23 protein-coding genes are annotated in these 23,767 nt (G+C 72.4%); 14 read left to right on the top strand and 9 right to left on the bottom strand.

The features are described from left to right. The first annotated feature begins 50 nt into the window (after positions 1 to 50). Positions 51 to 863, top strand: a complete 813-nt coding sequence (locus tag AB0L75_RS30220) for a TetR/AcrR family transcriptional regulator (protein ID WP_365187141.1) — start codon at positions 51 to 53, stop codon at positions 861 to 863. On the opposite strand, the gene AB0L75_RS30215 is transcribed toward AB0L75_RS30220, so the two are convergent. Further along, positions 800 to 1,792, bottom strand: a complete 993-nt coding sequence (locus AB0L75_RS30215; RefSeq protein WP_365187140.1) for a LysR substrate-binding domain-containing protein — start codon at positions 1,790 to 1,792, stop codon at positions 800 to 802. The two genes, AB0L75_RS30220 and AB0L75_RS30215, sit on opposite strands and share 64 nt — an antisense overlap. Before the next feature lie 118 nt (positions 1,793 to 1,910). Here AB0L75_RS30215 and AB0L75_RS30210 point away from each other — a divergent pair, with 118 nt between their 5' ends. Continuing rightward, on the top strand, positions 1,911 to 3,059 hold the full coding sequence (locus AB0L75_RS30210; protein ID WP_365187138.1) for a diaminopropionate ammonia-lyase: 1,149 nt from the start codon (positions 1,911 to 1,913) through the stop codon (positions 3,057 to 3,059). Between the two features lie 61 nt (positions 3,060 to 3,120). Further along, positions 3,121 to 4,395 carry a Zn-dependent hydrolase gene (locus AB0L75_RS30205; protein WP_365187137.1) on the top strand — a complete coding sequence of 425 codons (1,275 nt, stop codon included), beginning with the start codon at positions 3,121 to 3,123 and terminating at the stop codon, positions 4,393 to 4,395. A gap of 19 nt (positions 4,396 to 4,414) precedes the next feature. On the opposite strand, the gene AB0L75_RS30200 is transcribed toward AB0L75_RS30205, so the two are convergent. Both AB0L75_RS30200 and AB0L75_RS30195 read right to left on the bottom strand, forming a co-directional pair. Beyond that, on the bottom strand, positions 4,415 to 4,708 hold the full coding sequence (locus AB0L75_RS30200) for a hypothetical protein (RefSeq protein ID WP_365187135.1): 294 nt from the start codon (positions 4,706 to 4,708) through the stop codon (positions 4,415 to 4,417). A gap of 265 nt (positions 4,709 to 4,973) precedes the next feature. Beyond that, complete coding sequence (locus AB0L75_RS30195) at positions 4,974 to 6,686, bottom strand: carbohydrate binding domain-containing protein (RefSeq protein ID WP_365187133.1); 1,713 nt, start codon at positions 6,684 to 6,686, stop codon at positions 4,974 to 4,976. 395 nt (positions 6,687 to 7,081) lie between these two features. On the opposite strand from AB0L75_RS30195, the gene msrA reads away from it, so the two are divergent. Beyond that, positions 7,082 to 7,603 (top strand): peptide-methionine (S)-S-oxide reductase MsrA, encoded by a 522-nt coding sequence (gene msrA, locus AB0L75_RS30190; RefSeq protein ID WP_365187131.1) that lies wholly within the window; start codon positions 7,082 to 7,084, stop codon positions 7,601 to 7,603. A 300-nt stretch (positions 7,604 to 7,903) separates the two neighbouring features. After that, positions 7,904 to 8,944 carry a hypothetical protein gene (locus tag AB0L75_RS30185; protein ID WP_365187129.1) on the top strand — a complete coding sequence of 347 codons (1,041 nt, stop codon included), beginning with the start codon at positions 7,904 to 7,906 and terminating at the stop codon, positions 8,942 to 8,944. A 67-nt stretch (positions 8,945 to 9,011) separates the two neighbouring features. On the opposite strand, the gene AB0L75_RS30180 is transcribed toward AB0L75_RS30185, so the two are convergent. Continuing rightward, the gene (locus AB0L75_RS30180) at positions 9,012 to 10,085 is read right to left on the bottom strand and encodes an NAD(+)/NADH kinase (protein ID WP_365187127.1); all 1,074 of its coding nucleotides are present in this window, start codon (positions 10,083 to 10,085) and stop codon (positions 9,012 to 9,014) included. Positions 10,086 to 10,209: 124 nt separating this feature from the next. Beyond that, positions 10,210 to 10,971, bottom strand: coding sequence for a helix-turn-helix transcriptional regulator (locus AB0L75_RS30175; protein WP_365187125.1), 762 nt, complete (start codon positions 10,969 to 10,971; stop codon positions 10,210 to 10,212). A gap of 54 nt (positions 10,972 to 11,025) precedes the next feature. Between AB0L75_RS30175 and AB0L75_RS30170 the strand changes: the two genes are divergently transcribed. From AB0L75_RS30170 to pqqB, 7 genes are all read left to right on the top strand, one after another. Further along, entirely contained in the window at positions 11,026 to 12,273 is a 1,248-nt protein-coding gene (locus AB0L75_RS30170; protein WP_365187122.1) for an MFS transporter, read from the top strand. Positions 12,274 to 12,510: 237 nt separating this feature from the next. Next, on the top strand, positions 12,511 to 13,968 hold the full coding sequence (locus AB0L75_RS30165) for a cytosine permease (RefSeq protein ID WP_365187360.1): 1,458 nt from the start codon (positions 12,511 to 12,513) through the stop codon (positions 13,966 to 13,968). Further along, positions 13,965 to 14,516 (top strand): isochorismatase family protein, encoded by a 552-nt coding sequence (locus tag AB0L75_RS30160; RefSeq protein WP_365187119.1) that lies wholly within the window; start codon positions 13,965 to 13,967, stop codon positions 14,514 to 14,516. Before AB0L75_RS30165 ends, AB0L75_RS30160 begins: the two co-directional genes overlap by 4 nt. Next, positions 14,513 to 15,220, top strand: coding sequence for a GntR family transcriptional regulator (locus tag AB0L75_RS30155; RefSeq protein ID WP_365187116.1), 708 nt, complete (start codon positions 14,513 to 14,515; stop codon positions 15,218 to 15,220). The genes AB0L75_RS30160 and AB0L75_RS30155 overlap by 4 nt, the downstream gene beginning before the upstream one ends. A gap of 207 nt (positions 15,221 to 15,427) precedes the next feature. Continuing rightward, complete coding sequence (locus tag AB0L75_RS30150) at positions 15,428 to 15,826, top strand: SseB family protein (protein WP_365187114.1); 399 nt, start codon at positions 15,428 to 15,430, stop codon at positions 15,824 to 15,826. A 73-nt stretch (positions 15,827 to 15,899) separates the two neighbouring features. Further along, positions 15,900 to 17,012, top strand: coding sequence for a hypothetical protein (locus tag AB0L75_RS30145; RefSeq protein WP_365187111.1), 1,113 nt, complete (start codon positions 15,900 to 15,902; stop codon positions 17,010 to 17,012). Positions 17,013 to 17,110: 98 nt separating this feature from the next. Then, entirely contained in the window at positions 17,111 to 18,001 is an 891-nt protein-coding gene (gene pqqB / locus AB0L75_RS30140; protein ID WP_365187109.1) for a pyrroloquinoline quinone biosynthesis protein PqqB, read from the top strand. Between the two features lie 6 nt (positions 18,002 to 18,007). On the opposite strand, the gene AB0L75_RS30135 is transcribed toward pqqB, so the two are convergent. From AB0L75_RS30135 to AB0L75_RS30120, 4 genes are all read right to left on the bottom strand, one after another. After that, a complete protein-coding gene (locus tag AB0L75_RS30135) occupies positions 18,008 to 18,406 on the bottom strand; it encodes a MarR family transcriptional regulator (RefSeq protein WP_365187106.1) in 399 nt (132 codons plus the stop codon). Positions 18,407 to 18,488: 82 nt separating this feature from the next. Beyond that, positions 18,489 to 18,839 carry a VOC family protein gene (locus AB0L75_RS30130; RefSeq protein ID WP_365187104.1) on the bottom strand — a complete coding sequence of 117 codons (351 nt, stop codon included), beginning with the start codon at positions 18,837 to 18,839 and terminating at the stop codon, positions 18,489 to 18,491. A 118-nt stretch (positions 18,840 to 18,957) separates the two neighbouring features. Beyond that, the gene (locus AB0L75_RS30125; RefSeq protein WP_365187100.1) at positions 18,958 to 21,270 is read right to left on the bottom strand and encodes an FtsX-like permease family protein; all 2,313 of its coding nucleotides are present in this window, start codon (positions 21,268 to 21,270) and stop codon (positions 18,958 to 18,960) included. Next, positions 21,267 to 21,974, bottom strand: coding sequence for an ABC transporter ATP-binding protein (locus AB0L75_RS30120; protein ID WP_365187097.1), 708 nt, complete (start codon positions 21,972 to 21,974; stop codon positions 21,267 to 21,269). Before AB0L75_RS30120 ends, AB0L75_RS30125 begins: the two co-directional genes overlap by 4 nt. Before the next feature lie 131 nt (positions 21,975 to 22,105). Here AB0L75_RS30120 and AB0L75_RS30115 point away from each other — a divergent pair, with 131 nt between their 5' ends. Both AB0L75_RS30115 and AB0L75_RS30110 read left to right on the top strand, forming a co-directional pair. Next, positions 22,106 to 22,969, top strand: a complete 864-nt coding sequence (locus AB0L75_RS30115) for a histidine kinase (protein ID WP_365187095.1) — start codon at positions 22,106 to 22,108, stop codon at positions 22,967 to 22,969. After that, a complete protein-coding gene (locus AB0L75_RS30110; RefSeq protein WP_365187092.1) occupies positions 22,966 to 23,649 on the top strand; it encodes a response regulator transcription factor in 684 nt (227 codons plus the stop codon). The genes AB0L75_RS30115 and AB0L75_RS30110 overlap by 4 nt, the downstream gene beginning before the upstream one ends. The last annotated feature ends 118 nt before the right edge of the window (positions 23,650 to 23,767 follow it).

The following is a 23,767-nucleotide window of genomic DNA, read 5'->3' as shown; positions in this document are numbered from 1 at the left end:
ACAGCGCTCGCTGAAGAGAACACCGTTCTCCGGACGCCTAGACTGTGGTCATGACCGACGCGGCCGCCGGCACCCCCGCACCTCCTCCGCCGTCCCCCTGGGAACGCGGGCGCCCCGCTCGTGTCCACGTCACCCCCGCGCGTACACCCCTGTCGCGCCAACGGGTCGTCGAGGCCGCCTTCACCGTGCTGGACCGCCAGGGGCTCGACGGACTGTCGATGCGCCAGGTCGCGGCGGAACTGGGAGTCACGGTCTCCGCCCTCTACGCCCATGTCAGCTCCAAGGACGACCTGCTGGAGCTGATGTACACCCGGCTCTTCGACGGCTTCGCGATGCCCCGACCCGACCCGGAGCGGTGGCAGGAGCAGGTGCGGGACTACGCCCGCTCCGGACGGCAACGCCTGCTGTCCCACCGGGACATGGCCAGGATCTCGATGGCCCACGTCCCCTTCACCGCCGAACTGCTGCCCCACATCGAGGCGTTGCTCGCCGTCTTCCGGACCGCCGGGCTGCCCGACCGTATCGCGGCGGAGGCGGGCGACCTCATCTCCACCTACATCGACGGGTTCGTCCTGGAGGAGGGTATGTGGCAGGACCGGGCCGCCGATCACGGCGGCAACGGTTCCTCCCTGGCCCGCCCCGACTGGCGCGAGATGGCCGACGAGATGCAGAACTACTTCGCGTCCCTGCCCGCGAAGGACTTTCCCCATCTGCGTGCCCTGGCCGGGCTGATGGTCTCGGACTCCTCCGACGAGCGCTTCGAAGTCGGCCTGGAGATCATCCTGCGGGGCCTGGCGAGCTATCTGCCGGACTCGGCGCCCCGCACGAGTCCCGACGCCGAGCGGGCGCCGGACACCACCTGATCTTGAGGCCGGCGCTGTTCGGAGCGGAGGGCCGCCGCGCGGAGGAGGGCGTCGCGGCACGCCACGACGGCGGGGTGCCGGCTGCGGCCGCGGCGTACGACGGTGGAGATACGGCGTGTGCGCTGTCCGCGGGGGAGCGGCCGCAGCGTGACGGTCGTGGGCTGCCCCTGCCAGAGGAGGTCGGGCAGGAAGGCAACGGCGTGCTTCTCCTCGACGAGGCGGAGGTGGAGCAGAAGATCGGTGGTCTCGAACCGTACGTCGGGTTCGAAACCGGCGTTGCGGCACAGGGTCGTGGCCCAGTGCCGTGCCGTCGTGCCCTCGGGCTCCATGACCCAGGGGTGGTCGGCCAGCGCGCGCAGCGCCGCCGACGGGCGCTCGGCGCTCGGTCCGTCGGCCGTGGCGGGCGTGGCGAGGCGGAGGGTGTCGTCGAGCAGGTCTTCCTGCTCCAGGTCGGCGGGCTGTGGAGTGCGGTTGCCCGGGTACTCCTCGGCGAGGACCAGGTCGAAGTCACGGGCCTGCAGGGCGGGAAGGGCCTTTTCCGGCTCCAGCTGGGTGACGTGGACGCGCAGGCGCGGGTGCGCGTCGCGCAGCAGTCCGAGCGCGGTCGGGACCAGGGCCAGGGCAGCCGTCTGGAACGAGGCGATACGCAGGGTGCCGGTCAGGTCGGTGAGGGAGGCGGCGATGTCCGCCTCCGCGCGCTCCAGCCGTTCGAGGACCGCTTCGGTGTGGGCGACGAGGATCTCGGCCTGCTCGGTCAGCCGCACCCGCCGCCCGACCGGTTCCAGCAGCGGGACGCCGACTTCGGCTTCGAGCTGCGAGAGCTGCTGGGAGACGGAGGAGGGGGCGTAGGACAGGGCGGCGGCGACGGCAGCGAGTGTGCCGCGGTGCTTGAGTTCGCGCAGCAGACGCAGTCGGTGCATGTCGAACATTGGTGGCCCCCTCGTTTCCCACTCCGCGAAGCCCTTCGCCGAATGATCGGTCTATTTGATGTGTATCGCTCGGAAACATTCGCTGGACCGATCGTAGGCGCTGCCGGAACCTGTAGGCGTGCCCAAGAACGCTTCCTCCCTCCCCGCACCGCCGTGGCTTGCGCGGCCCGGCGCCCGGCTGTGGCGCTGCGCCTCCGCACCCGTCGAGGTGCGGCGCTTCCACTCCTCGCTCGCCGACTACGCCCCCACCCCGCTGACCGAACTGCCGTCGTCGGCTCGTGAATGGGACGTCGGCCGGGTCTTCGTCAAGGACGAGTCATGGCGACTGGGGCTGCCCGCGTTCAAGGCGCTGGGCGCATCCTGGGCGATCCACCGAATCCTCGCCGAGCGCGCCGCGGACGCCGCAGACGCTGCGCACGGCGCGCACGGCGCGGAACGGGGCCCGGTCACGCTGGTGACCGCCACCGACGGCAACCACGGCCGTGCGGTGGCCCGCATGGCGCACCGCCTGGGGCAGCGCGCCCACGTCTTCGTCCCACGGGGAGTGCATCCACAGGCCGTGGCGGCCATCGCCGCCGAACAGGCGCAGGTCACCGAGGTCTCAGGGACGTACGACACGGCCGTGCGCCTGGCGGCCGAGCGGGCGGGCGCGCCGGACGCGATCCTGGTCCAGGACACCGCCTGGCCGGGCTACGAGCAGATCCCGGGGTGGATCGTCGAGGGGTACTCCACCCTCTGCGCCGAGATCGACGAGCAACTCGCGGCCGCAGGAGTCGTCGAAGGCCCCGATCTCGTCTCCGTACCGGTGGGTGTGGGGTCGCTGGCCCAGGCCGTGGTCACCCACTACCGCAGCCGCCCCGCGGGGCGCGCCCCGGCGCTGCTGTCGGTGGAGCCGGAGGCAGCGCCCTGCGTCCTGGAGAGCCTCACCCTCGACGAACCCGTCAGCGTCACGACCAGGGACACCATCATGGCCGGGCTGAACTGCGGCACACCGTCCGGCATCGCCTGGCCCCTGCTGCGCGGCGGGCTGGACGCCGCGGTCGCCGTCACCGACGCCGACAGTGCCCGCGCGGCGGCTGATCTCGCTGCTCTCGGTGTCTCCTCGGGGCCCTGCGGAGCCGCGGCGCTCGCCGGTGTGCGCGCGACGCTCACCGGCACAGGCGCCCGGGAACGCCGTACGGCACTCGGGCTCGGATCGGCGTCGGTGGTCGTGCTGCTCAGCACCGAGGGCACGGCCGCCAACCCGCGCGCCATCACCAGCCGCTGAACACGCGACACCCAGAAGACCCCACCACCCATTGTTTCCGACACCTTCCAGGAGACAGGTCATGACGAGCCCCACCTCCGACACGTTCACCATCAACGGCGACCGCCTGTGGCAGTCCCTGATGGATCTCGCCGACATCGGCGCGTACGACGACGAGCGCACCGGCCTGCGCGGCGTCAACCGTCTGGCGCTGACCGACGCCGACGCGGCCGGGCGGCGGCAGGTGATCGCGTGGATGGAACAGGCCGGCCTGGCTGTCCGCGTCGACCGGATGGGCAACATCTACGGCCGCCGCGAGGGCACCGACCCCGCCGCTGCCCCGGTCCTCACGGGCTCGCACATCGACAGTGTCGCCACCGCGGGCGCCTTCGACGGCTGCCTCGGGGTCCTGGGCGGCATCGAAGTCGTCCGCACCCTCGACGAACGCGGCATCACCACCCGCCGCCCGATCGAGGTCGCCGTCTTCACCGAGGAGGAAGGCGTCCGCTTCGGCACCGACATGCTCGGCAGCGCCGTAGCCGCCGGCCGCCTCACCCTGCGCTCCGCCCGCGCCCTGACCGACCGCGACGGCCTCACCCTCGGCGCCGAACTCGCCCGCACCGGCTTCGACGGCCCCACCGACGTACGTCTCGCCCCGCCCCACGCCTACGTCGAGTGCCATATCGAACAGGGCCCCGTCCTCGCCGACCACGACGTCGAGATCGGTGTCGTCACCGGCGTGCAGGGCATCTCCTGGCAGAAGATCACCCTGCACGGCCGCGCCGCCCACGCCGGTACGACGCCCACCCGCCTGCGCGCCGACGCCGGCCTCGCGGCCGCCCAGATCGTCGTCCGCCTGCGGGCGCTGGTCGACTCCGGCGAGTACGGCGACCTGCGGGCCACTGTCGGCCACCTGGTGGTCCACCCGGGACTGACCAACATCGTCCCGGCCCGCGCCGAGTTGACCGTCGACCTGCGCAATCCCGACGACGTCCAGATGACCCGCGCCGAGGAGGCCCTGGCCGCGTTCCTGCGCGAGCTGGAAGGCGGCGGGCCGGGTCTGTCGGTGACCACCCGGCAGATGGCCAGGACCGCCCACGTCCCCTTCGACGAGGGCGTGCAGAAGGTCGTAGCGCAGGCCGCCGACGATCACGGCCTGGCGCACATCTCCCTGCTCTCCGGCGCGGGCCACGATGCCCAGGAGATCGCGGCGCTCTGCCCCACGGCCATGATCTTCGTACGCGGCGAGTACGGCGGCATCAGCCACAACCCCCGCGAGTACTCCACCCCTCAGGCATGCGCCCACGGCGTGGACGTCCTGGCCACCACCCTGGTGCGCCTCGCCGACCAGGACTGACGGCCCTGAGAGACCGGCATCAGGGAGCGCTGTTCCGCGGGCTGCTGCCGGCGGACCGTTCGCTCGCTCCGGCCCGCTGAAGGAGCAGGTGAGCCAGACCGCGCGCCTCGTCCGGCGTGAGTGCCGCCCAGACTCCCGGCTCGCCGCCCTGGTCCTCTCCCACGTTCAGGGCGATCCGGCTGACGGGCCGGTCCGGATGCCCGAGCCGCAGGCACCGGACCTCGATCCTGCGTCCGCACCTGGTCACCAGCGGGATCTCCTGGGCGCGGCCCACTTCGATCCCGTGGAGCCGTTCGCTCTGTGCCGTCGTCATCGGTCTCGCACTCCTCCGCCGGTCGGTTCGTCCAAGGCGGTCGCCACCCCCGGGGCCCGGTGCCCGACGAGGTACAAGTGAAAGCGCTCCGGGCGTGACGGTTTGTTCCCGGCCGCTCGGGCACCGGCGCACAGGACCGGCTCCGGTGACCCTCGTAGGCGTCCGGTTCACCATGACGCGATCGACACTTCGGGATACGAGGCATGCGTGCGTGCGGCGCGGGGCTCCTGGCGGAGGCGGCGCGCGCCGCACGCTCAGGAGGGCGCTAGCTGAGGGCGAAGTCGTCGGCGTACACGTCGGGTTGGCCGTACCAGCCGTGGACGTAGACGGTGACGGTTCCGCTGCTGCCGGTGGTGAAGCCGACCGACAGCTGGTTCCAGTTCGTGCTGTTCGACCATGTGCCGGCGGAGGCGCCGCCGCTGACCCCGATGTAGGCGTAGGGGCCCTGGACCCAACCGGTGAGCGTGTACGTGTGGTTGGGGGACAGGGTGACGGTCTGGTCGCACTCGCCGGTGGCGCCGGCGCTCGGGGTGACCTGCAGGGCATGGCCGCCGCTGTGAGCCGGGCCGGAGACCACCGCGCTGCCGCCCGTGCAGGTCCAGGGACTCGTGCTGCCGGTCTCGAAGCCGGCGTTGGTCAGCGAGCCCCCGCCGCCACCGCCTCCGCCCCCGCCGGAGGTGACGGTGAGCGTGTAGGTGGCGCTGTGGGTGCCACTGGCGGCCGTGCCGGTGACGGTGATCGGATAGGTGCCCGCGGCCACGGACGAGCCGACCGCCGCCGTCAGCGTCGCATTGCCGCCGGAGGTGAGGGAGGCGGGGCTGAAGGAGACGCTGACGCCGGAGGGCGCGCCGGACGCGGTAAGGCTGACGGATTCGGCGCTGCCGGAGGTGACGGCCGAGGAGACGGTGGCGGTGGCGGAGCCGCCCTGAGCGACCGAGGCGGAACCGGGCGCCAGGGACAGGGAGAAGTCACTGGTCGTGCCTCCGCCCCCACCGCCGGCGCTGCCCTCGTAGGGCACGAACGCGTCCGTGAACGCGAGGCTGCTCTGGCTGATCTCGCTGCACGTGGGGAGGGAGTTGGCGCTTCCGCTGCACGGCTGGTCCCGGTTGACCGACCAGAACGCCAGGCGGCCGACGCCGTTCTGCTCGGCGAAGTTCTCCACCGTCCGGGCATCGGCCGGGGTGAAGGTGGAACCGTCGTCGTTCTTGCCGATCATCGGGGTGATCCCGAGGTCGGCGTAGGTGTAGCCGGAGTCCACGGACTGCATCTGCGCGAGGGTGGCTTCGGCGGCGGACACGGCGCCCTGGCCCATCTCGGTGCCGGTGCCCGCGTAGTAGTCCATGGCCATGATGTTGACCACGTCGATCTTGATGCCGGCGTTCTTGGCGGCCTTGAGGATGTTGACGCCGTCGTTGGTCAGGCCGCTCGTCAGCACCGGCAGGGTCATGGAGAACCGCAGGCCGGGATTGGCTGCCTTGAGGTCCTTCATCGCCTGCATCTGGCGGGCCGCGGCCGCGGTGTCCGCGACGGCGGCACCCTCGACGTCGAAGTCGAGCTGGGTGACGCCGTAGTCGTTGATGAGAGCCTGGTATCCGGCGTCGATGCTGCTCTGGGTGGAGCATGTCCAGGCCAGCGGCTCGCCGCTCGCTCCGCCGGAGGAAATGATGACGGAGGCGCCTTCGGACTTCGCCTTGGCTATCTCGGGGTCGGTGTAGGAGTCGTTGCCGACGGGGAGGGTGTCGCCCCATATCTGGTTGCAGCCTTCGCCGAGTACGAAGGCTGCGGTGTAGGCCTTGAGGTGGTGTCCGGTGATGGCCGTGTCGAGCATGCCTTCCTGACTGTTCGACATGTCGACATAGGGGGCCACGGAGTAGACGCTGCTCGCCGCGGCGCTGCCGGCGGGCGCCAGAGCGACGACGGCGCCGGTGGCCGCGAGTGCGAGCGCGCAGACGGAAGCGGCAGATCTTGCCAGGTGCATGACAGTGCCCCTTTCGGGGATGCCTCTCGGGCGTGGGGTGGTGGGGTGGTGGGGGGTGGTGCCGAGCCGGGTCGGCGTTGGTACATACCAAACAGCCCGTGTGTCGCCCCGTCAAGAGGACTAGACCAACTGGATCCATCTGGATTTCCGATGCCTGCGCCGGTCGTTGCACGAGGGGGAACTCTGCCGCACCGAGGGCGAGTTGAGCGGACCGCACGTGCGCCGGTGGCGAGCCGGTAGCGGGCCGGTGGTGAGCCGGTGGTGCCGGACAGTCGGCGGATCGCGGCGTCCGTCGGAGACCGTTGGTCGGTCGCTCGTGGGCGGTATTAGGCTGGGTGGCCGGTGAAACCGGCAGGTCGACGACCGCGCCGGGCTGGAGCGTCAGGGAGTGACCGATGGCAGTGGGAACCGAGCGGGCCGTACTGGCGGGCGGTTGTTTCTGGGGTATGCAGGATCTGATCCGCAAGCAGCCGGGCGTGCTGTCCACGCGCGTCGGTTACAGCGGCGGCGACACGCCGAACGCGACGTACCGTGATCACGGCGACCACGCCGAGGCCATCGAGATCCTCTTCGACCCCACGGCCACGAGCTACCGCGACATCCTGGAGTTCTTCTTCCAGATCCACGATCCGACCACGCGGGACCGCCAGGGCAACGACATCGGCCGCAGCTACCGGTCCGCGATCTACTACGGCGACGAAGAGCAGCACCGTGTCGCCCTGGACACGATCGCGGACGTCGAGGCGAGCGGGCTGTGGCCGGGGAAGGTCGTCACGGAGGTGGAGCCCGTGGGCGACTTCTGGGAGGCGGAACCCGAGCACCAGGACTACCTGGAGCGCTACCCCAACGGCTACACCTGTCACTTCCCGCGACCGAACTGGAAGCTGCCGAGGCGCGGGTCGGCCACGACGAACTGAGCCGCGCGGATCTGAGCCGTGCGCTGCCGACCTGCCGGCCCTGGAAAGCTCTCGCCGGTGTGCTGCGCCCGCCTCTGATCCCGCGTCACTTCACCACCCGCGTTACCCGTTACGAGCACACAGCGCGTCCGCGGCCGACTCAGCCGGCGGCGCGCCGGGCGGCATGCCCGGATCGCTCTCCGCCGGACGGGGGAGAGCGATCCGACCTGCGTGGGATGTGACCGGTCCCGCAGGCGACGAGTGTGGGGACTCCGGAGGCAGGGGCACGAGTGCGGTGCTCGCGGAGAAACGGGGGATTCGGTGGACCGGTGGGACTCGTCGGAAGCGTTGGACTCGTGGAACTCATGGGACCGCTTCGACCGGCTGGGGCGGCTCGCGGCGTACGGGGCGGCGGCGGTGATGACGCCGTACATGTTGATCAAGATCTCCTGGGTGGTCGGCGCGATCGCGGGGGTGCTGCCCATCGGCGACGGCTTCGGCCTGGCCGGCTGGGTCGTGCTCAACACCGCGACCATCGGCATGGCGGGCCTCGGGATCGCCATGGCGCTCGCCCTGGTACGGCCCTGGGGCATGCGCCTGCCGGGGCCGTTGGTCGCCGGCGTCGCCTGGGTGGGCACGGGCTTCCTCGTCCCCGTGCTGCCGTACGCCGTACTCGACTCGGCTCTGGGACTGTCGGACGGCGCGCCACAGCACCGTCACGATGGCGGGTCGGTCATGCCGGGCTGGGAAGCCGTGCTGATCCAGACCAGCTTCGTGGGCATGGGACTCGGTCTCGCGATCGCCCTGCCTGCCCATCTGCGGCGGCGTTGGCCGGAGGTGTTCGCGGGCCGGGCCGGCGACGCGGGCGCGGGCCTCGCGCACCGGGTGCGGTGGGCGGTGGGCGCCGGTGCGGTGATCGGGGCGGTCTGGGTCTACTGGGCGCTCGGTGGTACGGCCGGCCTCGCGCATCCGGCGGAACGGAGCGCCGGCGAGCGGCTGTTGACCGGCGTGTGGGGGCTGTGGGCGCTCATCGCCTCGGCCGCCACCTGGACGGTCTGCCATGGCAGGCCCGCCCGGCTGCCCCGCTGGATCCCCTTGACGCTCGGTTGGCTGGGGACGGGGTCGCTGTGCGCGTGGGGCGGCTGGAAACTCCCGTTCATCCTGCACGCGGCGCTGGCCCACCCCGCCGGTACGTCCCTTCCGGAGAACCTCACCCTCGCGGTCGTGCTGCACATCGGGGCCGTCGCGGCGGGCGCGGTGATGCTCCCGGCGCTCGTGCGCACCTGCGGGTCCGGCATGTCACGCCAGGCCGTGGACGACACGGCCGGACCTGGCACGCCGGCGCAGGCTGCGGGGCCCTGAAGCCAGAGGCCCTGAAGCCAGAGGTCCTGAAGCCAAGGGCGTTGAACACCGCCGTGTTGCCGAGGCCTCAGGACGGCCCAGGCCCGTCCCCAGGCGCCGTAGGCAGCGCGAGGTGGGCCAGGTCGCCCGGCGGAGGCGAGGTCACCGGCCACAGGGGAGCGGCGGAGCCGTCGGCGAGGGCGGCCGGCGCGTCGGTGAGGTTCATGCGCTCGCGCAGCCGGCCGTAGAAGTCCATCGGGCCCAGCCGGACCGCCTTCAGCCGACGCGGCGCGGCGTACACGCCGATCCAGTCCCCGGGGCTCAGCACCCCGCGCAGCTGGCCGTCGATGCTGACGGCGGCCTGCCCCGACCGTTCGAGGATCCGTAGCGCGATGGGTTCGTCGGGAGCGGCCACGACGGAGCGGTTGAACACCATGTGCGGGGCGACCGGCGTGAAGACCAGGCCCTCCGCGCGCGGCGAGACGACCGGGCCGCCGGCGGCGAAGCTGTACGCGGTGGAGCCCGTGGGCGTGGCCACCAGCAGCGCGTCGGCCGAGTAGCAGGCCAGGAGCCGGCCGGACAGATAGACAGCGACCGACACCTGCCGGTCCCGCGCGAGTTTCTCCACGACGACGTCGTTGAGTGCGGTCACGTTCAGCGCGACACCCCAGTTGTCGCCCGTCTCGCACTCCGCACGCACCCGGGGCGGCGGCAGCATCGGCCCGCGACCGTACTGCAGCAGCGTCTCCATCTGCGCGGGCACCTCCAGCCGGCACGACGCGCGCATGGTGAGGAGCATCCGGCTCTCGACGGTGATGCGCTCGGCCCGGACCGCGTCCAGCGCCGCCCGTACGGACGAGGCCGGGACCTCGGTGAGGAAGCCGACCCGGCCGAGGTCGACGCCGAGCACCAGGGTGTCGTTCTCGGCCGCCAGCCGGGCGCCGCGCAGGAAGGTGCCGTCGCCGCCGAGGGTGACGATGAGATCCGGATCGCCCGCGGCGTCGACCTCGTCCCGGGCGCTGTGCCGTGCCCCCTCCCGCCACACGTCGATGTCGGCGCAGCCCACGGCGTGCTCCGCGCACCACTCGCGCACCGATCGTGCGGCGGCCACGGCCTCGGCGCGGCCGCCGTGGACCACCAGGCCGATACGGTTCACCGTCATACCCGCCTCCCAGCCGGCTGCTCCCGGTCGCCATCCTCGCCGCGGACCGCTCCGGCGCGGCGCGCGCCACGCCGCCGGGGCGCTTTGCCGAGCGGCACCGGGGACCCAGGCGCCGGGCGGGGGATCAGGCGAATGCCGGGCCGGTGTCCGTCGGGCGGGCCCCTGGTGTGTGGCCGAAGGTGCGGCGGAAGACGTCGATGAACGCGCTGGCCGAGGACCAGCCGCAGCGGTGGGCCACGGCGGTCACCGGCGTCTGCTCGGCCAGCAGGACCAGCGCGTGGTGCAGCCGCAACTGGGTGCGCCACTGCGGGAACGTCATGCCGAGGTCCTGGCGGAACAGCCGCGACAGCGTACGGTCACTCGCCCCGACCTCCCGGCCCAGCTCGGCCAGGGTGCGGCCGTCGGCCGGATCGGCGCGCAGGATGTCGCACAGCGCGCGCAGCACGGGCGCGCCGGGCGTGGGCAGATGCAGGGGCTGCTGGGGCGAGGCCCTCAGCTGGTCGAGCAACACCGCGCGCAGCCTGGCCCGTTCGGGGCTGCCGTCGTCAGGAGCCGCGGTGTGGGCGATGATCAGCTCACGCAGCAGAGGTCCCACGGCCAGCACGGTCGGCGTGTCCAGGGCCAGCGGGTTCTCCGTCGCCGGCAGCCCCATCAGGTGCAGTTCCAGCTCGCCGTGCGCCTCGTGGGCGTGGACCGTGCCGGCCGGCACCCAGAGGGCGCGGGTGGCGGGGGCGACCCAGGAACCGGCGTCGGTGGTGACGGCCACGACTCCGCGGCCCGCGTAGACGATCTGGTGGTCGTCGTGCCGGTGGGCCTCGATCGCCGCGCGGGACGCCAGCCGACGGGTGCGCGTCGGAGCCGTCGGCAGATGGCGGATTTCCGTCATCACATGGTAGTTTATCGGAAGTACGACAGCCCGGTGGGGCCGGAGCATGACGGGGTGCGGAGGAACACATCGATCACCCTGCTGTCCGTCGGGCACGCCTGCGTCGACGTCTACCAAGGCGCCGTGGCATCCCTGATCCCCTTTCTCGTCGCCCACCGGGGCTACGGTTATGCCGCCGCGTCCGGAGTCGTCCTGGCAGCCTCCCTGCTGTCGTCCGTGGCGCAGCCGTTCTTCGGCGCCCTCACCGACCGCCGGGCGGTGCCCTGGCTGCTCCCGGCCAGTACGCTCCTGGCCGGCGTCGGCATCGCGCTGAGCGGGCTCGGCGGCACGTACGCCCTCACCCTGGTGTGCGTGGCGCTGTCCGGGATCGGCGTGGCCGCCTACCACCCCGAGTCCGCCCGGATCGCCCGGCAGGCGGCCCGCGGCGCCCACAGCGCCATGGGCTGGTTCTCGCTGGGCGGCAACGTCGGTTTCGCCCTGGCCCCGCTCCTGGTCGCCGCCGTGGTGGGCACCGGAGGGCTGCGCTGGACGCCGGTGCTGGTCCTGCCCGCCCTCGTCGGAACCGGGCTGTGCCTGGTCGTACTGCGCACACCGGGGCGACGGCCGTCCGGGCGGGCCGGTGCGGCGCCGACGGGCCCGGGCGACGACCGGGCGTCGTTCGTGAAGCTGTCGCTGGCCGTGATGTGCCGCTCGGTCGTGTTCATCGGGCTGAGCACCTTCCTCTCCCTGTACGCCGAACAGCGCCTCGGCGGGAGCACGGCCGCCGGCACCGCCGCGCTGTTCCTGCTCTATCTCGGCGGCGCGGCCGGCTCCCTGCTGGGCGGCGCGCTGGCGGAGCGCTGGGACCGGGTCACGGTGTGCCGCTGGTCCTATCTGGTCTCGGTGGTGGCGGTGGCGGGCGTGGTGGTCGTCCCCGGTCCCGCGCTGTACGGGTGCATAGCGCTGACCTCGGCCGGTCTGTACGTACCGTTCTCCCTCCAGGTCACGCTCGGCCAGGACTATCTGCCCTCCAGGGTCGGTACGGCCGGCGGGATCACCCTCGGTCTGGCCGTCAGCGTGGGCGGCCTGGCGAGCCCGCTCATCGGCCGGCTCGCCGACGCCACGTCCCTGCGGACCGCCCTCGCCTCGCTCGTCCTGATGCCGGTGCTGTCCTGGCTGCTGCTGCGCACCATGCCGGAACCCGCCGCCCCGCGGCCCCCAGCTGAAGTTCCCCTGCCGACGGCCGAGATGGGGCAACCGTCCCCGGAAGGCGGCGAGCAGAAGGACGACATGCGGCCTGACTCCCCGACCCCGTGGCGCTGACCTCCCGACCCCGTGGTGCTGCCCCCGACCCCGTGGCGCTGACCGGCGGCGGCCCCCAGCGGGTCCGCCGCGACCGCATGCGCACCTCGATCACCTTCCTTGACCGCCCCCGGGGCCCGGCCTAGCGTGAACAGACGCGTGATCAGACACGTCTGGACAGGTAGGGCAGGTGGCTCGGCGATGAGGCAACCGCAGGACCCCGTCGGCGGCACCGACGGCAGATCCCCCGGCCGCCCGATGCAGGTGGAGACGCACGGACTCGACGTGATCGGGGACGCGGAGCGCAAGGGCACCCCGCGCACGCTGTTCTGGCCCTGGTTCGGGGCGAACGTCTCCGTCCTCGGCCTGAGCTACGGCGCCTTCGCGTTCGGCTTCGGCATCTCCTTCTGGCAGGCCCTCGCCGCCGGCGTGCTCGGCATCGTCGTCTCGTTCCTGCTGTGCGGGTTCATCGCGGTCGCCGGAAAACGCGGCTCGGCCCCCACGATGGTGCTCAGCCGGGCGGCGTACGGAGTGCGCGGCAACCGGCTGCCGTCCGTGATCTCCTGGATGCTCACCGTCGGCTGGGAGACCGTCCTCACCGCGCTCGCCACGATGGCCACCGCCACGGTCTTCGGCCGCCTCGGCTGGGGCGGCGGCACCGAGACCAAGGTGGTCGCCCTGATCGTCGTGGCCGCGCTGACCGTCGTCGGCGGCGTCATGGGATTCGACCTGATCATGCGGCTGCAGACGGCCATCACCGTGATCACGGGCGTACTGACACTCGGCTACGTCGCACTCGTCGCCGACCACATCCACTGGAGCACGGTCAGCGCCCTCCCGGCCGGATCCGCGCAGGAGTTCATCGGCGCCCTGGTGTTCATGATGACCGGCTTCGGCCTCGGCTGGGTCAACGCCGCCGCCGACTACTCCCGGTATCTGCCCCGGAGTTCGTCCAGCCGGAGCGTGATCGGCTGGACCACCTTCGGTGCCTCCGTGGCCCCGCTGCTCCTGCTGGTCTTCGGCCTGCTGCTGGCCGGTTCCTCGTCGAAGCTGAGCAAGGCCGTCGCGGCCGACCCGATCGGCGCGCTCACCACGATCCTGCCCACCTGGTTCCTGGTGCCGTTCGCCGTGGTCGCCGTCCTCGGCCTGGTCGGCGGCGCCGTCCTCGACATCTACTCCTCGGGCCTCGCCCTGCTCTCCGCCGGCCTGCCGATCCCCCGCTACCTGGCCGCCCTGGTCGACGGCGTCCTGATGATCGCCGGCTCGGTCTACATCGTGTTCTTCGCCGGTGACTTCCTCGGCCAGTTCATGGGCTTCCTCACCACGCTCGGCGTCCCCATCGCCGCCTGGTGCGGCATCATGCTCGCCGACCTCGCCCTGCGCCGCCGCGACTACGACGAAGGCGACCTCTTCCGCCCGCACGGCCGCTACGGCGACATCCCCCTGCCGCCCCTGCTGCTCACCCTCGCCGCCACGGCCGTCGGCTGGGGCCTGGTCACCAACACCGCGGCCAGGTGGCTCACCTGGCAGGGATACCTCCTCGGTCCGCTCGGCCTCGGCGGCAAGTCCGGCGCCTGGGCCTACGCCAACCTCGGTGTCCTGGTCGCGCTGGCCCTGGCCTTCCTCGGCACCCTGCTGCTCGGCCGGGGCCGGGTCCGCGCCCAGGAGGCGCGGGAGCCCAGCCCGGTGACCGACGCGGGGGTGCTCAACCCATGACCGCCGGACACCTCGCCGTCATCGACATGCAGCGCGTCTTCGCCGACCCCGCGAGCCCATGGGCCACTCCCCGGTACGCCGACGCGGCGGCCGGCGTGCGCGGCCTGCTGCCGGCCTTCGCCGACCGAGTCACCTTCACCCGCTTCCTCGCCCCCGGCACACCGACCGGATCCTGGCGCGCCTACTACGACCGCTGGCCCTTCGCCCTCCAGCCCCCGGACGCCGAACTCTGGCACCTCTCCGACGAGTTCACCGACTACGCCTGGCATGTCGTGGACGCCACCACCTTCGGCAAGTGGACCCCGGAACTCGCCGCCCGCGTCGGCCCGGACGCCCGCCTGGTCCTGGCCGGGGTCAGCACCGACTGCTGTGTGCTGTCCACCGCCCTCGCCGCCGCCGACGCCGGCACCGAGGTGCTGGTGGTCGCGGACGCCTGCGCCGGCGCGGACGACGACTCCCACCTCAAGGCCCTTCAGATCATGGAGCTGTACCGGCCGCTCGTCCGCGTCACCACGGCCCGCGACCTGCTCGCGGAGCCCGGACCGTGACCGGCGTCCCGCTCAAGCACCAGCGGATCAGCCGGATCCTCGCCCGGGAGATCCGCGACGGCCGCCGCCCGGCCGGTGAGCGGCTGCCCGGCGAACACACCCTGGCCGAGCGGTTCGGCGTCAGCCGTACGACGATCCGCGCGGCCCTCGCCGAACTCACCGAGCAGGGCCTGATCACCACCCGCACCGGCAAGGGCTCCTACGTCCTCTTCGACGGCGGCCCGCCGGACGACGGGCTCGGCTGGGCCCGCACCCTGGCCGTGCGGGGCCTGGACACCACCGTGCGGACCCTCGCCGTACACGAGATCCGCGACGCCGCCCTCGCCGCCGAACTCGGCCTGGAGAAAGACGTGTTCGTGTGCGTGGAGCGGAGCCGTGAGCTGCTCGCGGACGCCACCGTGGTGTCGTACGAGCGCAGCTTCCTGCCGCCGGTGCCCGGGATCCGCGAGCTGCCCGTCCAGGGCCTCGACCAGGGCTCGCTCACCGAACTGCTGCTGCGCGCCGGGCTACGGCCCGACCACGGGGAACAGCGGATCCGCGGCCGGCCGGTCGACGCCCGCGAGGCGGAGCTGCTGCGGCGCACGCCAGGGGACTGGTTCCTGCAGGCGCGGCGCACCAGCCGGGCGGCCGACGGCTCCTTCGTCGAACACGTCGACAGCCTCCTCGACCCCACCCACTTCGAACTGGCCCTCCCCTTCGGCTGAACCCACCGGCCGGGCCAGGACGGACCCGGAGGGGCCCATGGCCGATTTTCACCATCCCCTGCCCTCGCGAGGGCAGGACCGCCACTGGATCTCCCGCGGCTCCGCACGCATGGCGCGCGGCCCACCGGGTACGCGAGGGCGAGCACACCCGGGCGGCACAACCGCCTGCGGGTGGCTCGTACGACCGTCGCTACCTGGGGATCTGCCATGGAGACATCCGCACACGAAGACCTGCCGACGCCGGCCCAGCAGGCGCTGGACGCGCTGGCCGTGAACGCCGAGGACCAGTCCGCGCTGGACGTCCTCGCCCACAGTGACGTCCTCGTCCCCGTGCCGGACGACGCGGTCGACGGGGAGGGCGCCGACGCCACGTCCGTGGCCCTGCCCGTCCTCGAACAGCCCGGAGGCGAGCCGGTCGTCCCCGTGTTCACCACGGAGGGCGAGATGGCCGAGCTGCTGCCGTTCGTCTCCCGCTACCGCCTCATACCCCTCGGCGCCCTCGCCTCCCAGTGGCCCGACGAGGACCTCTCCCTGGCCATCGACGGCAACTCCACCCATGCCCTGACACTCACGTCACAGGGGGTACGTACGTTGCTGGCCCGGTGATCAACGCCTTGACGAGGCGCGGCGCCGTGCAACCGAACTGATCATCCACCTGCGTGGGCGCGAGAATAAGCCCATGGAATACATCGCCGGCGCGGCAGGAGCACTGGTCCTGGTGCTGGTCCTGTCCAGCATCCTGCGTACGCTCGTGGTACCGCGAGGCCTCTACTCCGCGCTGGTGTTCCGCCTCTGGTGGCTGCTGCGCAGCACACTCCGGCTCACCACCGTCCGCCGCGGCTACGACGCCATCGACCGCGCCCAGACCTGGCTCGCCCCGCTGATGCTCGTCGGCATGCTCACGGCCTGGCTCGCCGGCGCGCTGCTCGGCTTCGGACTGCTGCTGTACTCACTGTCCCCGCTGTCCTGGGCCGACGCGTTCCGCGAGGCGGGGTCCAGCCTGTTCACGCTCGGTTTCGCCGGTGGAGCCCGGCTGAAGCTGTCGGTGCTCGACTTCGTCGCCGCGGCCACCGGCCCGGTCCTGATCGCCCTGCAGATCGCCTATCTGCCCACCCTGTACGCCGCCTACAACCGCCGCGAACTGGAAGTCACCCTCCTCCAGGCCAGGGCCGGCGAGCCGGCCTGGGGACCGGAGATCCTCGCCCGCCAGTGGCTGGTCGACACCGAGACCGCCCTGCCCACGCTGTACCGGGACTGGGAGCGGCTCGCCTCGGACATGGGCGAGAGCCACTCCACGTACCCCATCCTGCTGACCTTCCGTTCCCCGCGGCCGCACCGCAGCTGGCTGGTCGGGCTCGTCGCGGTGATGGACGCGGCGGCGCTTCAGCTGGCCCTGGACCCGCGGCTCGCCCCGCCGGAGGCCCGGCTGGTGCTGCGGGCCGGCTTCACCGCCCTGCGCGACATCGCCCGCGCGCTGCGCATCCCCTTCGACGCCGACCCCTCGCCGGACGCGACGATCCGGCTCTCCTTCGCCGAGTTCGACGCGGCCGTGGCCATGCTGGAGTCGGCCGGCTTCCGGGCCGAGCGCCCGCTGAAGGAGGCCTGGCCGCACTTCCAGGGCTGGCGGGTCAACTACGAGGCGATCGCCTACGAACTGTGCCGCCGCTGCGACGCCGTACCCGCCCTGTGGACCGGACCGCGCGACTTCCCCGGCGGCCCGATCCCGCCCGCACGCCCGGCGGACCGGCGGCCCGGCGAAGGTCGGCCGGAACTGCCCCCCGTCACCGGGTAGTCCCGGCCCCGAGGCGGGAAGATCCCCGGAGGCAGGTCCAGGCCAGGTCGAGGCCCAGGCCGGGACAAGTCCGGACGCGTGCGAAGGAGCCGATGGTCGTGAGGGTCGTCCTGCTGGGCACCGCCGCCGGGGGCGGCTTCCCGCAGTGGAACTGCGCCTGCTCGCTGTGCACGGCCGCCCGGGACGGCAGGCTGCCCTCCCGCACCCAGGAGTGCGCCGCCGTCACCGGCAACGGCCGCGACTGGTGGCTGCTGAACGCCTCGCCCGATCTACGCACCCAGCTCACCGCCACACCGGCGCTGTGGCCGGGCCCCGGCCCCCGGGACACCCCGCTGCGCGGAGTCCTGCTCACCGACGCCGAGGCGGACCACGTCACCGGCCTGACCGAGCTGCGCGGCGCGGCGAACCTGAAGGTCTACGCCGCCCCGCCGGTCCGCGCCGCCCTCGGCCCGGCCCGCGCCGCCCTGCACCGCTACGCCTCCTGGGAGTGGGCGGACAGCGTGGCCGATGGCGGATTCGTGCTGGCCGGGGGACTGGTGGTCACGGCCCATCCGGTCGGTATGAAGATCCCGAAGTACGTTCCCGGCCAGCAGCCCGTGCCCGCCGGCCCGTGGGTGACGGCGTACCGGATCGAGGATCTGGCCAGCGGGGGAGTGCTGGTGTACGCGCCCTGTGTGGGCGCCTGGAGCCCGGCGCTGGACGAGCTGTGTGCCGAGGCCGACTGCGTGCTGCTGGACGGCACCTTCTACGCGGCTGACGAGATGGGCACGACGGTGCGGTCCGGCGCCGGGCAGGCCGCGATGGGCCATCTGCCGGTCACGGGCCCGGACGGCACGCTCGCGGCCCTGGCCCGCCATCCCGGCGCACGCCGGATCTACACCCACCTCAACAACACGAACCCGCTGCTCGACCCGGCGTCACCGGCACGCACGCGTGTCACCGAAGAGGGCATGGAGATCCTGCCCGACGGCGCCGAGCTGGTGCTCTGACGTGCTCTAACGTTCCTGTTCGGAGAGCATGCGCTCCAGTACGGCGCGCTGCAGCGGCTGCACCTCGGCGTGCAGCGCGCGGCCCTTGGGGGTGAGCGCCACCCACACCCCGCGCCGGTCCTCGGCGCACACCGAGCGCTCCACGAGACCGTCCTTCTCCAGCCGGCCGATCAGCCGGGACAGCGCGCTCTGGCTGAGATGAACCCGGCCGACCAGGTTCTGCACCCGGCACTGGTCGCCCTGCGCGGGCGACTCGGCCGCCAGGATGTCCAGCACCTCGAAGTCGCTGGCGCCCAGCCCGTGCGGGTGCAGGGCCCGGTCGATCTCGCACATCGTGCGCGCGTGCACGGCGAGGATGTCCCGCCACCGTTCCTCGAGCCGGGCGTCGGCCGTCTTGACTGCCATACCCGCACCGTAGCACCGATCCAGCCAATCGTTGAGTGTGCAATTAGTGCGGGTGCAAACGTATGTGCACGGGGGCCGCTGCTCAGGCGGCCGGGTCCTGGAGCAGGCCGATCAGGTTGCCGTCGGGGTCCTTCACGGAGGCGATCAGCCTGCCGTTGCCGACGTCCCGCACGTCCTGGACCACTTCGGCACCCGCCGTCAGCAGGCCCGCCAGCCGCTCCCGGAGGTCGGTCACGTGCCAGAACGGCACCGGCCCGGTCAGCCCCTGAGCGTGCCCGGTCGGGTCGAGGCCGACATCCTGGCCCTCGGCCTTGAAACCGACGTAGTAGGGCTGGTCCGCGTACGGCTCGACACCCAGCAGGGCGGTGAACAGGGCCTTCGCGCGGTCCTTGTCCTTGACGGGGTAGATGATCGTCTGCACGCCGGCGGTCATGGGAGTCTCCTTCTGAGGTGTGTGGCCCGACGGGTTCTCCGTCGCTGCACCTCACGCTAGGACCGGGGAGCCCGCTGTGGCTTCTTCGATCCTGACCGGTTGCGGGCTCCCCGGTGGCCTACTCGTTGTGCAGCACCTCCGCGACCGTGAGACGGGCCGCCCGGCGGGCGGGCACGAGGGCGCCCACCACGGCGATCACCAGACCGGCCAGCGCGAGGACGGCCAGCTTCGGCGCGTGCCACACGTCCGTCATGTATGGCGGCAGGGTGATGTCGATCCCCGCGGCCATCCGCGGGACGACCACCTCGTAGGTGGCGATGCCCAGCGGGACACCCAGCACCGACCCGAGCATGCCGAGCACCGCCATCGACGTCACCGTCATCACCGTCACCTGGCGCGGGGTCATGCCGATCGACTTCAGCATGCCGAGGTCGCGCCGCCGGTCGTGGGTGTTGAGCACGGCTGTGTTGAACACGCCTAGGGAGGCGACCAGGGCCAGCATCAGGGTGAGGGCCGTCGCCGAGTCGTTGATGGTCCGGGTGGCGCTGTCCGGGCCGGGCAACTCCGCACTGAGCCCCTGGTCGACGGCTCGGGCCGCGCGCGCGTACGCCGCCGGATCCGCGCCCTTGCGCAGTTTGACGTGGTACGCGAAGGCCTTCCCGCCGGGGACCAGGGCGGAGAACGTCGGCCATGTGCCGACGACGGTCCAGTCGTTCTGCCACATCAGCTCACCGACCACGGTGACCTCCTCCTCGCGGCCGTTCTTGCGCAGCCGCAGATGGTCGCCGACGTTCACCCCTTTGCGGCGCACGAAGGCCGAGCCGACCACGACCTCTCCCGGGCGGTGCATCCACCGGCCCTGGACGAGCACGTTGTCCAGGCGCACGTCCGGCCCGCGCCTGCCCTCGATCCAGACCTTCTGCGTGGAGCCCGCGAGCTGGGCGTCCTCGTCGCCCCGGGCCGTCACCCCGGCCGCGCCCGGCAACGAGTCCAGCATCGACTGGAGTTCCCGATCGCCGTGGACTGGCAGCATCTCCTTGCCGTTGACGTCGTTGCTCGCGTACACCGTGACGTCGTACGCGCCCTTGCCGGCGTCTCCGAAGCGGGTCATCGTCGACGCCAGACCCGTCGCGAACGTCACCGTCGTCACGCCGAGGACCACCGCGGCCATGGTGAGCGCGCTGCGCGCCGGCCGGGCGAACGGCAGCCCCGCCCCGAGACTCACCGACCGCGGCAACCGCAGACCCGCGAGCCGCCGTTGGACGCCGAGCGCCCGCCCGGCACGCGGCGCGCTGCCCGCGCTGATCGCCCGTGCCGCCGACAGCCGATGGGCACGCACCGAGGGGCCGAGCGCGGCCAGTACACACACGAGCGGCATGCCGACGAGGGCCAGGACATTCACCCAGGCGCCGATGCCGACGCTGTCCCGCAGCACTCCCGAGTCCGGGCCGCTGAACACGAACCGGTAGAACGGAGGGGCCAACAGGTTCCCCGTGAGCGTGCCGAGCGCACAGCCCAGGACGGCCGGCACGGAGATCATGACCAGATACACGCCGAGCACCTGCCCCGGGCTGAACCCGAGGGCCTTGAGGATGCCGATGTGCCGGAAGCCCGACACCACCGCGCCGCCGACCACGTTCGCGACGATCAGCACCGCCACCAGAATCCCGAGGACCCCGAACGCCAACAGATAGGGGGCGTAGGAGCGCGCGTTGCTGCCCAACTGGTGCTTGACCGACAAATAGGTGCGTGAACTGGCGAGGGCGCCCCTGGGCAGCCCCTCGGTCACCCCCGCAAGCCCTGCACGCAGTGCGCTCTGCGAGGACGCGTCCCGGAACCGGTACAGCATCTGCGTCGAGTTCGCGTGCAGGGCTGCGACCTGGTCCGGTGCGACCCACACGTCCGCCGTGTGATTCAGGTCGAAGGCGAATCCGACGATGGTCAGGGTCGGCCCGGACGGCACATGGAACGTCTTGCCGAGGTCGTCGGCGGTCCAGTCCGACGTCCGGTTCATGACCATCTCGCCGGGCCGCGTCGGCCACCGGCCTGCCCACAGATCCACGCGATCCACCGGACCGCCGGGCCCGGAACGGCCCACGACCGTGATCTCGCCACCCAGACCCAGAGCCGACGCGCCACGCGGAATGTCCACCGTGGCCTGCGGGAACGGCCCGGCCACCGCCTCGACCCCGGACTCCCGTGCGGCGTCCGCCAGTTGGGCGTCCGTCACCTTGCCCCGATCGAACTCGGCGACCACATGCGGCCCGTGCTGCTTGCCGAAGATCCGGTCGAACGGCGCCGACGCCGCATCCACCAGCCCCAGCGCGACCACGATCGACCCCGTCGACACCAGCGTGACCAGCCAGATCACCAGCGTCTGAAGTCTCCGCCTGCGTACGGCCGCCCGTGCGGCCTTCCACACCGCCCTCATACCGACGGCTCCAGCGTGTGCTCACCCGTCACCCGGCCGTCGGCCAACTCCACCAGCCGGCTGGCACAGCGCTGGGCGAGATGCCGGTCGTGCGTGACGATGACGAGCGTCTGCCCGATCTGGTTCAGGTCGATCAGCAGGTCCATCACCTGCTCCCCGGCCCGGCTGTCCAGCGCGCCGGTCGGCTCGTCGGCCAGCAGCAGCGCGGGACGGTTCATCAACGCCCGTGCCACCGCGACCCGTTGGCGCTCACCGCCGCTGAGCACCGCCGGGTAGGCGTTGCGGCGGTCCGCGATGCCCAGCTCCTCGAACAACTCCAGTGCGCGCCGCCGGGCCTGCCGGGCCGGAGTGCCGGTCAACTGGGCGGCCAGGGTCACGTTGTCGAGGGCCGACAGATCGTCGATGAGGTTGAAGAACTGGAAGATCATGCCGATCCGGCGCCGCCGGTACAGCGCGAGCCCCTTCTCGCTCAACTCCCCGACGTTCTCGCCGTGTACGACGACACCGCCGGCCGTCGGCCGGTCAAGGCCCGCGACCATGTTCAGCAGCGTCGACTTGCCGCACCCCGAGGGGCCCATCACGGCGACCGCCTCCCCGGCCCGGATCTCCAGCGATACCCCGTCGAGTGCGACCGTCTCGCCGTACTCCTTGCGCACACCGTCGAGCCTGACGACGGTGTCTCCCGTTCTCACCTCGGTGACCATGAGCAGGACGCTAGACGGGGGACGGCGACCCCGGCATCCCTCCCCGGATGGCACTGCGCTGCCTGACTCATCCTGTGGATGCAGAATGCTGAATCCCCAGGTCGATGCGGATGTCAGTACCGTCTGCGACCATGAGCGCCATGGGGGAGTACGAGGTGCTGGCAGCGGCGCTCGCGGTGGCGTGTGCGGCAGTTGCCGGGCTGACGGTGGCGCTGGTGCGCACCCGACGCCGCTGGCAGGCGGCGGTCGGGGAGCGCGGCTGGCTGCTGGAGCGTGAGCGGGAGAGCGCGACGGAGGCCGCGATCGCGGCCGAACGCGACAGGATCGCCCGCGAGTTGCACGACATCGTCAGCCACAACGTCAGCCTCATGGTCGTCCAGGCGAGCGCCGCCCGCGAGGTGCTGGGCACGATGCCGGACGAGGCGGCGACGGCGCTGCGGGCCGTCGAGGACGCCGGCCGGGGCGCGATGACCGACCTCAGACATCTGCTGGGACTGCTGGCCCCCGCGCAGGACGGCCAGGACAGCGCCGTCGGCGAGGCCCCGGGCGGCGCCGCCGAGGTGAGCACGCCCCTTGCCCCGCAGCCCGGCCTCGACCGGCTCGGCCCGCTCGTGGACCGGATATCGTTCGCCGGGCTGCCGGTGGAGGTCCGTGTCTCCGGCGATCCGCGCCCGCTGCCGCAGGGCGTCGACGTGACCGCCTACCGCATCATCCAGGAGGCCCTGACCAATGCGCTCCGGCACGGCGACGGCGGCAAGGCGGAGGTGACCGTGCGGTACGCCGACCACGCCCTGCGCGTCGAGGTCCTCAACACCGGCCCCAGTGTGCTCACCGGCACCGCCCCGGCCACGGCGAGACGCCCGGTCGGCGGCACCGGGCGCGGCCTGCTCGGGCTGCGCGAGCGGGTCGCCGTCTACGGCGGAGACCTGGACGCCCGCCGCAGACTCGGCGGCGGCTACCGCGTCCGCGCTCGCATACCCCTGGACCGCCCATGACGACGGACACGCCCGAGCGGGCGCCCCGGGTGCTGATCGCCGACGACCAGACGCTGATCCGGACCGGCTTCCGCCTCATCCTCACCGCGCGGGGCATCGAGGTGGCCGGCGAGGCCGCCGACGGCGTCGAGGCGGTTGCCGCGGCGCGCGAACTGCGGCCCGACGTGGTTCTCATGGACATCCGCATGCCCGCCATGGACGGACTGGAGGCCACCCGGCGCATCCTGGCCGAGGCCCCCGACTGCCGGGTGCTCATGCTGACCACGTTCGACCTGGACCGCTATGTGTACGAGGCGCTCGCCCTCGGGGCCAGCGGTTTTCTGCTCAAGGACGTCACCCCGGAGCACCTGGCGGCGGCCGTACGGCTCGTCAGCACCGGTGACGCCCTGCTCGCGCCGCAGATCACCCGGCGCCTGGTCGAGCGGTACGCGGCCGAGGCCGAGCGGACGACCGACGCCGTACCCGCCGACATGGCCGCCCTCACACCCCGCGAACGGGAGGTGCTGACCCTGATGGGCCGCGGCCTGTCCAACACGGAACTGGCCACCGAACTGACCCTGAGCGAGGCCACCGTCAAGTCCCACGTGGCTCGCATCTTCGCCAAGCTCGGCCTGCGCGACCGAGCCCAGGCGGTGGTCCTCGCTTATGAGACGGGGCTGGTCAGACCCGGGGGCGCGTAGCGCACCCCCAGGGGCGCGGGGCTGTGTTGAATGTGCGGGTCCGCCGCGTGGGCGCGACAGGCCACGATGGTGCGGCAGACGCCGGACGGCCTTTCCCGGCACCCCGCGGTGCGCCCGG

The organism is Streptomyces sp. NPDC052101, assembly GCF_040680235.1.
GTDB lineage: Bacteria > Actinomycetota > Actinomycetes > Streptomycetales > Streptomycetaceae > Streptomyces.
This window is presented reverse-complemented; position numbering and strand designations above follow the sequence as displayed.

Coding starts and splice junctions, on each gene's coding strand:
- AB0L75_RS30220 (WP_365187141.1), top strand. CDS start 51: ATGACCGACGCGGCCGCCGGCACCCCCGCACCTCCTCCGCCGTCCCCC.
- AB0L75_RS30215 (WP_365187140.1), bottom strand. CDS start 1,792: ATGTTCGACATGCACCGACTGCGTCTGCTGCGCGAACTCAAGCACCGC.
- AB0L75_RS30205 (WP_365187137.1), top strand. CDS start 3,121: ATGACGAGCCCCACCTCCGACACGTTCACCATCAACGGCGACCGCCTG.
- AB0L75_RS30200 (WP_365187135.1), bottom strand. CDS start 4,708: ATGACGACGGCACAGAGCGAACGGCTCCACGGGATCGAAGTGGGCCGC.
- AB0L75_RS30195 (WP_365187133.1), bottom strand. CDS start 6,686: ATGCACCTGGCAAGATCTGCCGCTTCCGTCTGCGCGCTCGCACTCGCG.
- msrA (WP_365187131.1), top strand. CDS start 7,082: ATGGCAGTGGGAACCGAGCGGGCCGTACTGGCGGGCGGTTGTTTCTGG.
- AB0L75_RS30180 (WP_365187127.1), bottom strand. CDS start 10,085: ATGACGGTGAACCGTATCGGCCTGGTGGTCCACGGCGGCCGCGCCGAG.
- AB0L75_RS30175 (WP_365187125.1), bottom strand. CDS start 10,971: ATGACGGAAATCCGCCATCTGCCGACGGCTCCGACGCGCACCCGTCGG.
- AB0L75_RS30165 (WP_365187360.1), top strand. CDS start 12,511: ATGCAGGTGGAGACGCACGGACTCGACGTGATCGGGGACGCGGAGCGC.
- AB0L75_RS30160 (WP_365187119.1), top strand. CDS start 13,965: ATGACCGCCGGACACCTCGCCGTCATCGACATGCAGCGCGTCTTCGCC.
- AB0L75_RS30150 (WP_365187114.1), top strand. CDS start 15,428: ATGGAGACATCCGCACACGAAGACCTGCCGACGCCGGCCCAGCAGGCG.
- AB0L75_RS30145 (WP_365187111.1), top strand. CDS start 15,900: ATGGAATACATCGCCGGCGCGGCAGGAGCACTGGTCCTGGTGCTGGTC.
- AB0L75_RS30135 (WP_365187106.1), bottom strand. CDS start 18,406: ATGGCAGTCAAGACGGCCGACGCCCGGCTCGAGGAACGGTGGCGGGAC.
- AB0L75_RS30130 (WP_365187104.1), bottom strand. CDS start 18,839: ATGACCGCCGGCGTGCAGACGATCATCTACCCCGTCAAGGACAAGGAC.
- AB0L75_RS30125 (WP_365187100.1), bottom strand. CDS start 21,270: ATGAGGGCGGTGTGGAAGGCCGCACGGGCGGCCGTACGCAGGCGGAGA.
- AB0L75_RS30120 (WP_365187097.1), bottom strand. CDS start 21,974: ATGGTCACCGAGGTGAGAACGGGAGACACCGTCGTCAGGCTCGACGGT.
- AB0L75_RS30115 (WP_365187095.1), top strand. CDS start 22,106: ATGAGCGCCATGGGGGAGTACGAGGTGCTGGCAGCGGCGCTCGCGGTG.
- AB0L75_RS30110 (WP_365187092.1), top strand. CDS start 22,966: ATGACGACGGACACGCCCGAGCGGGCGCCCCGGGTGCTGATCGCCGAC.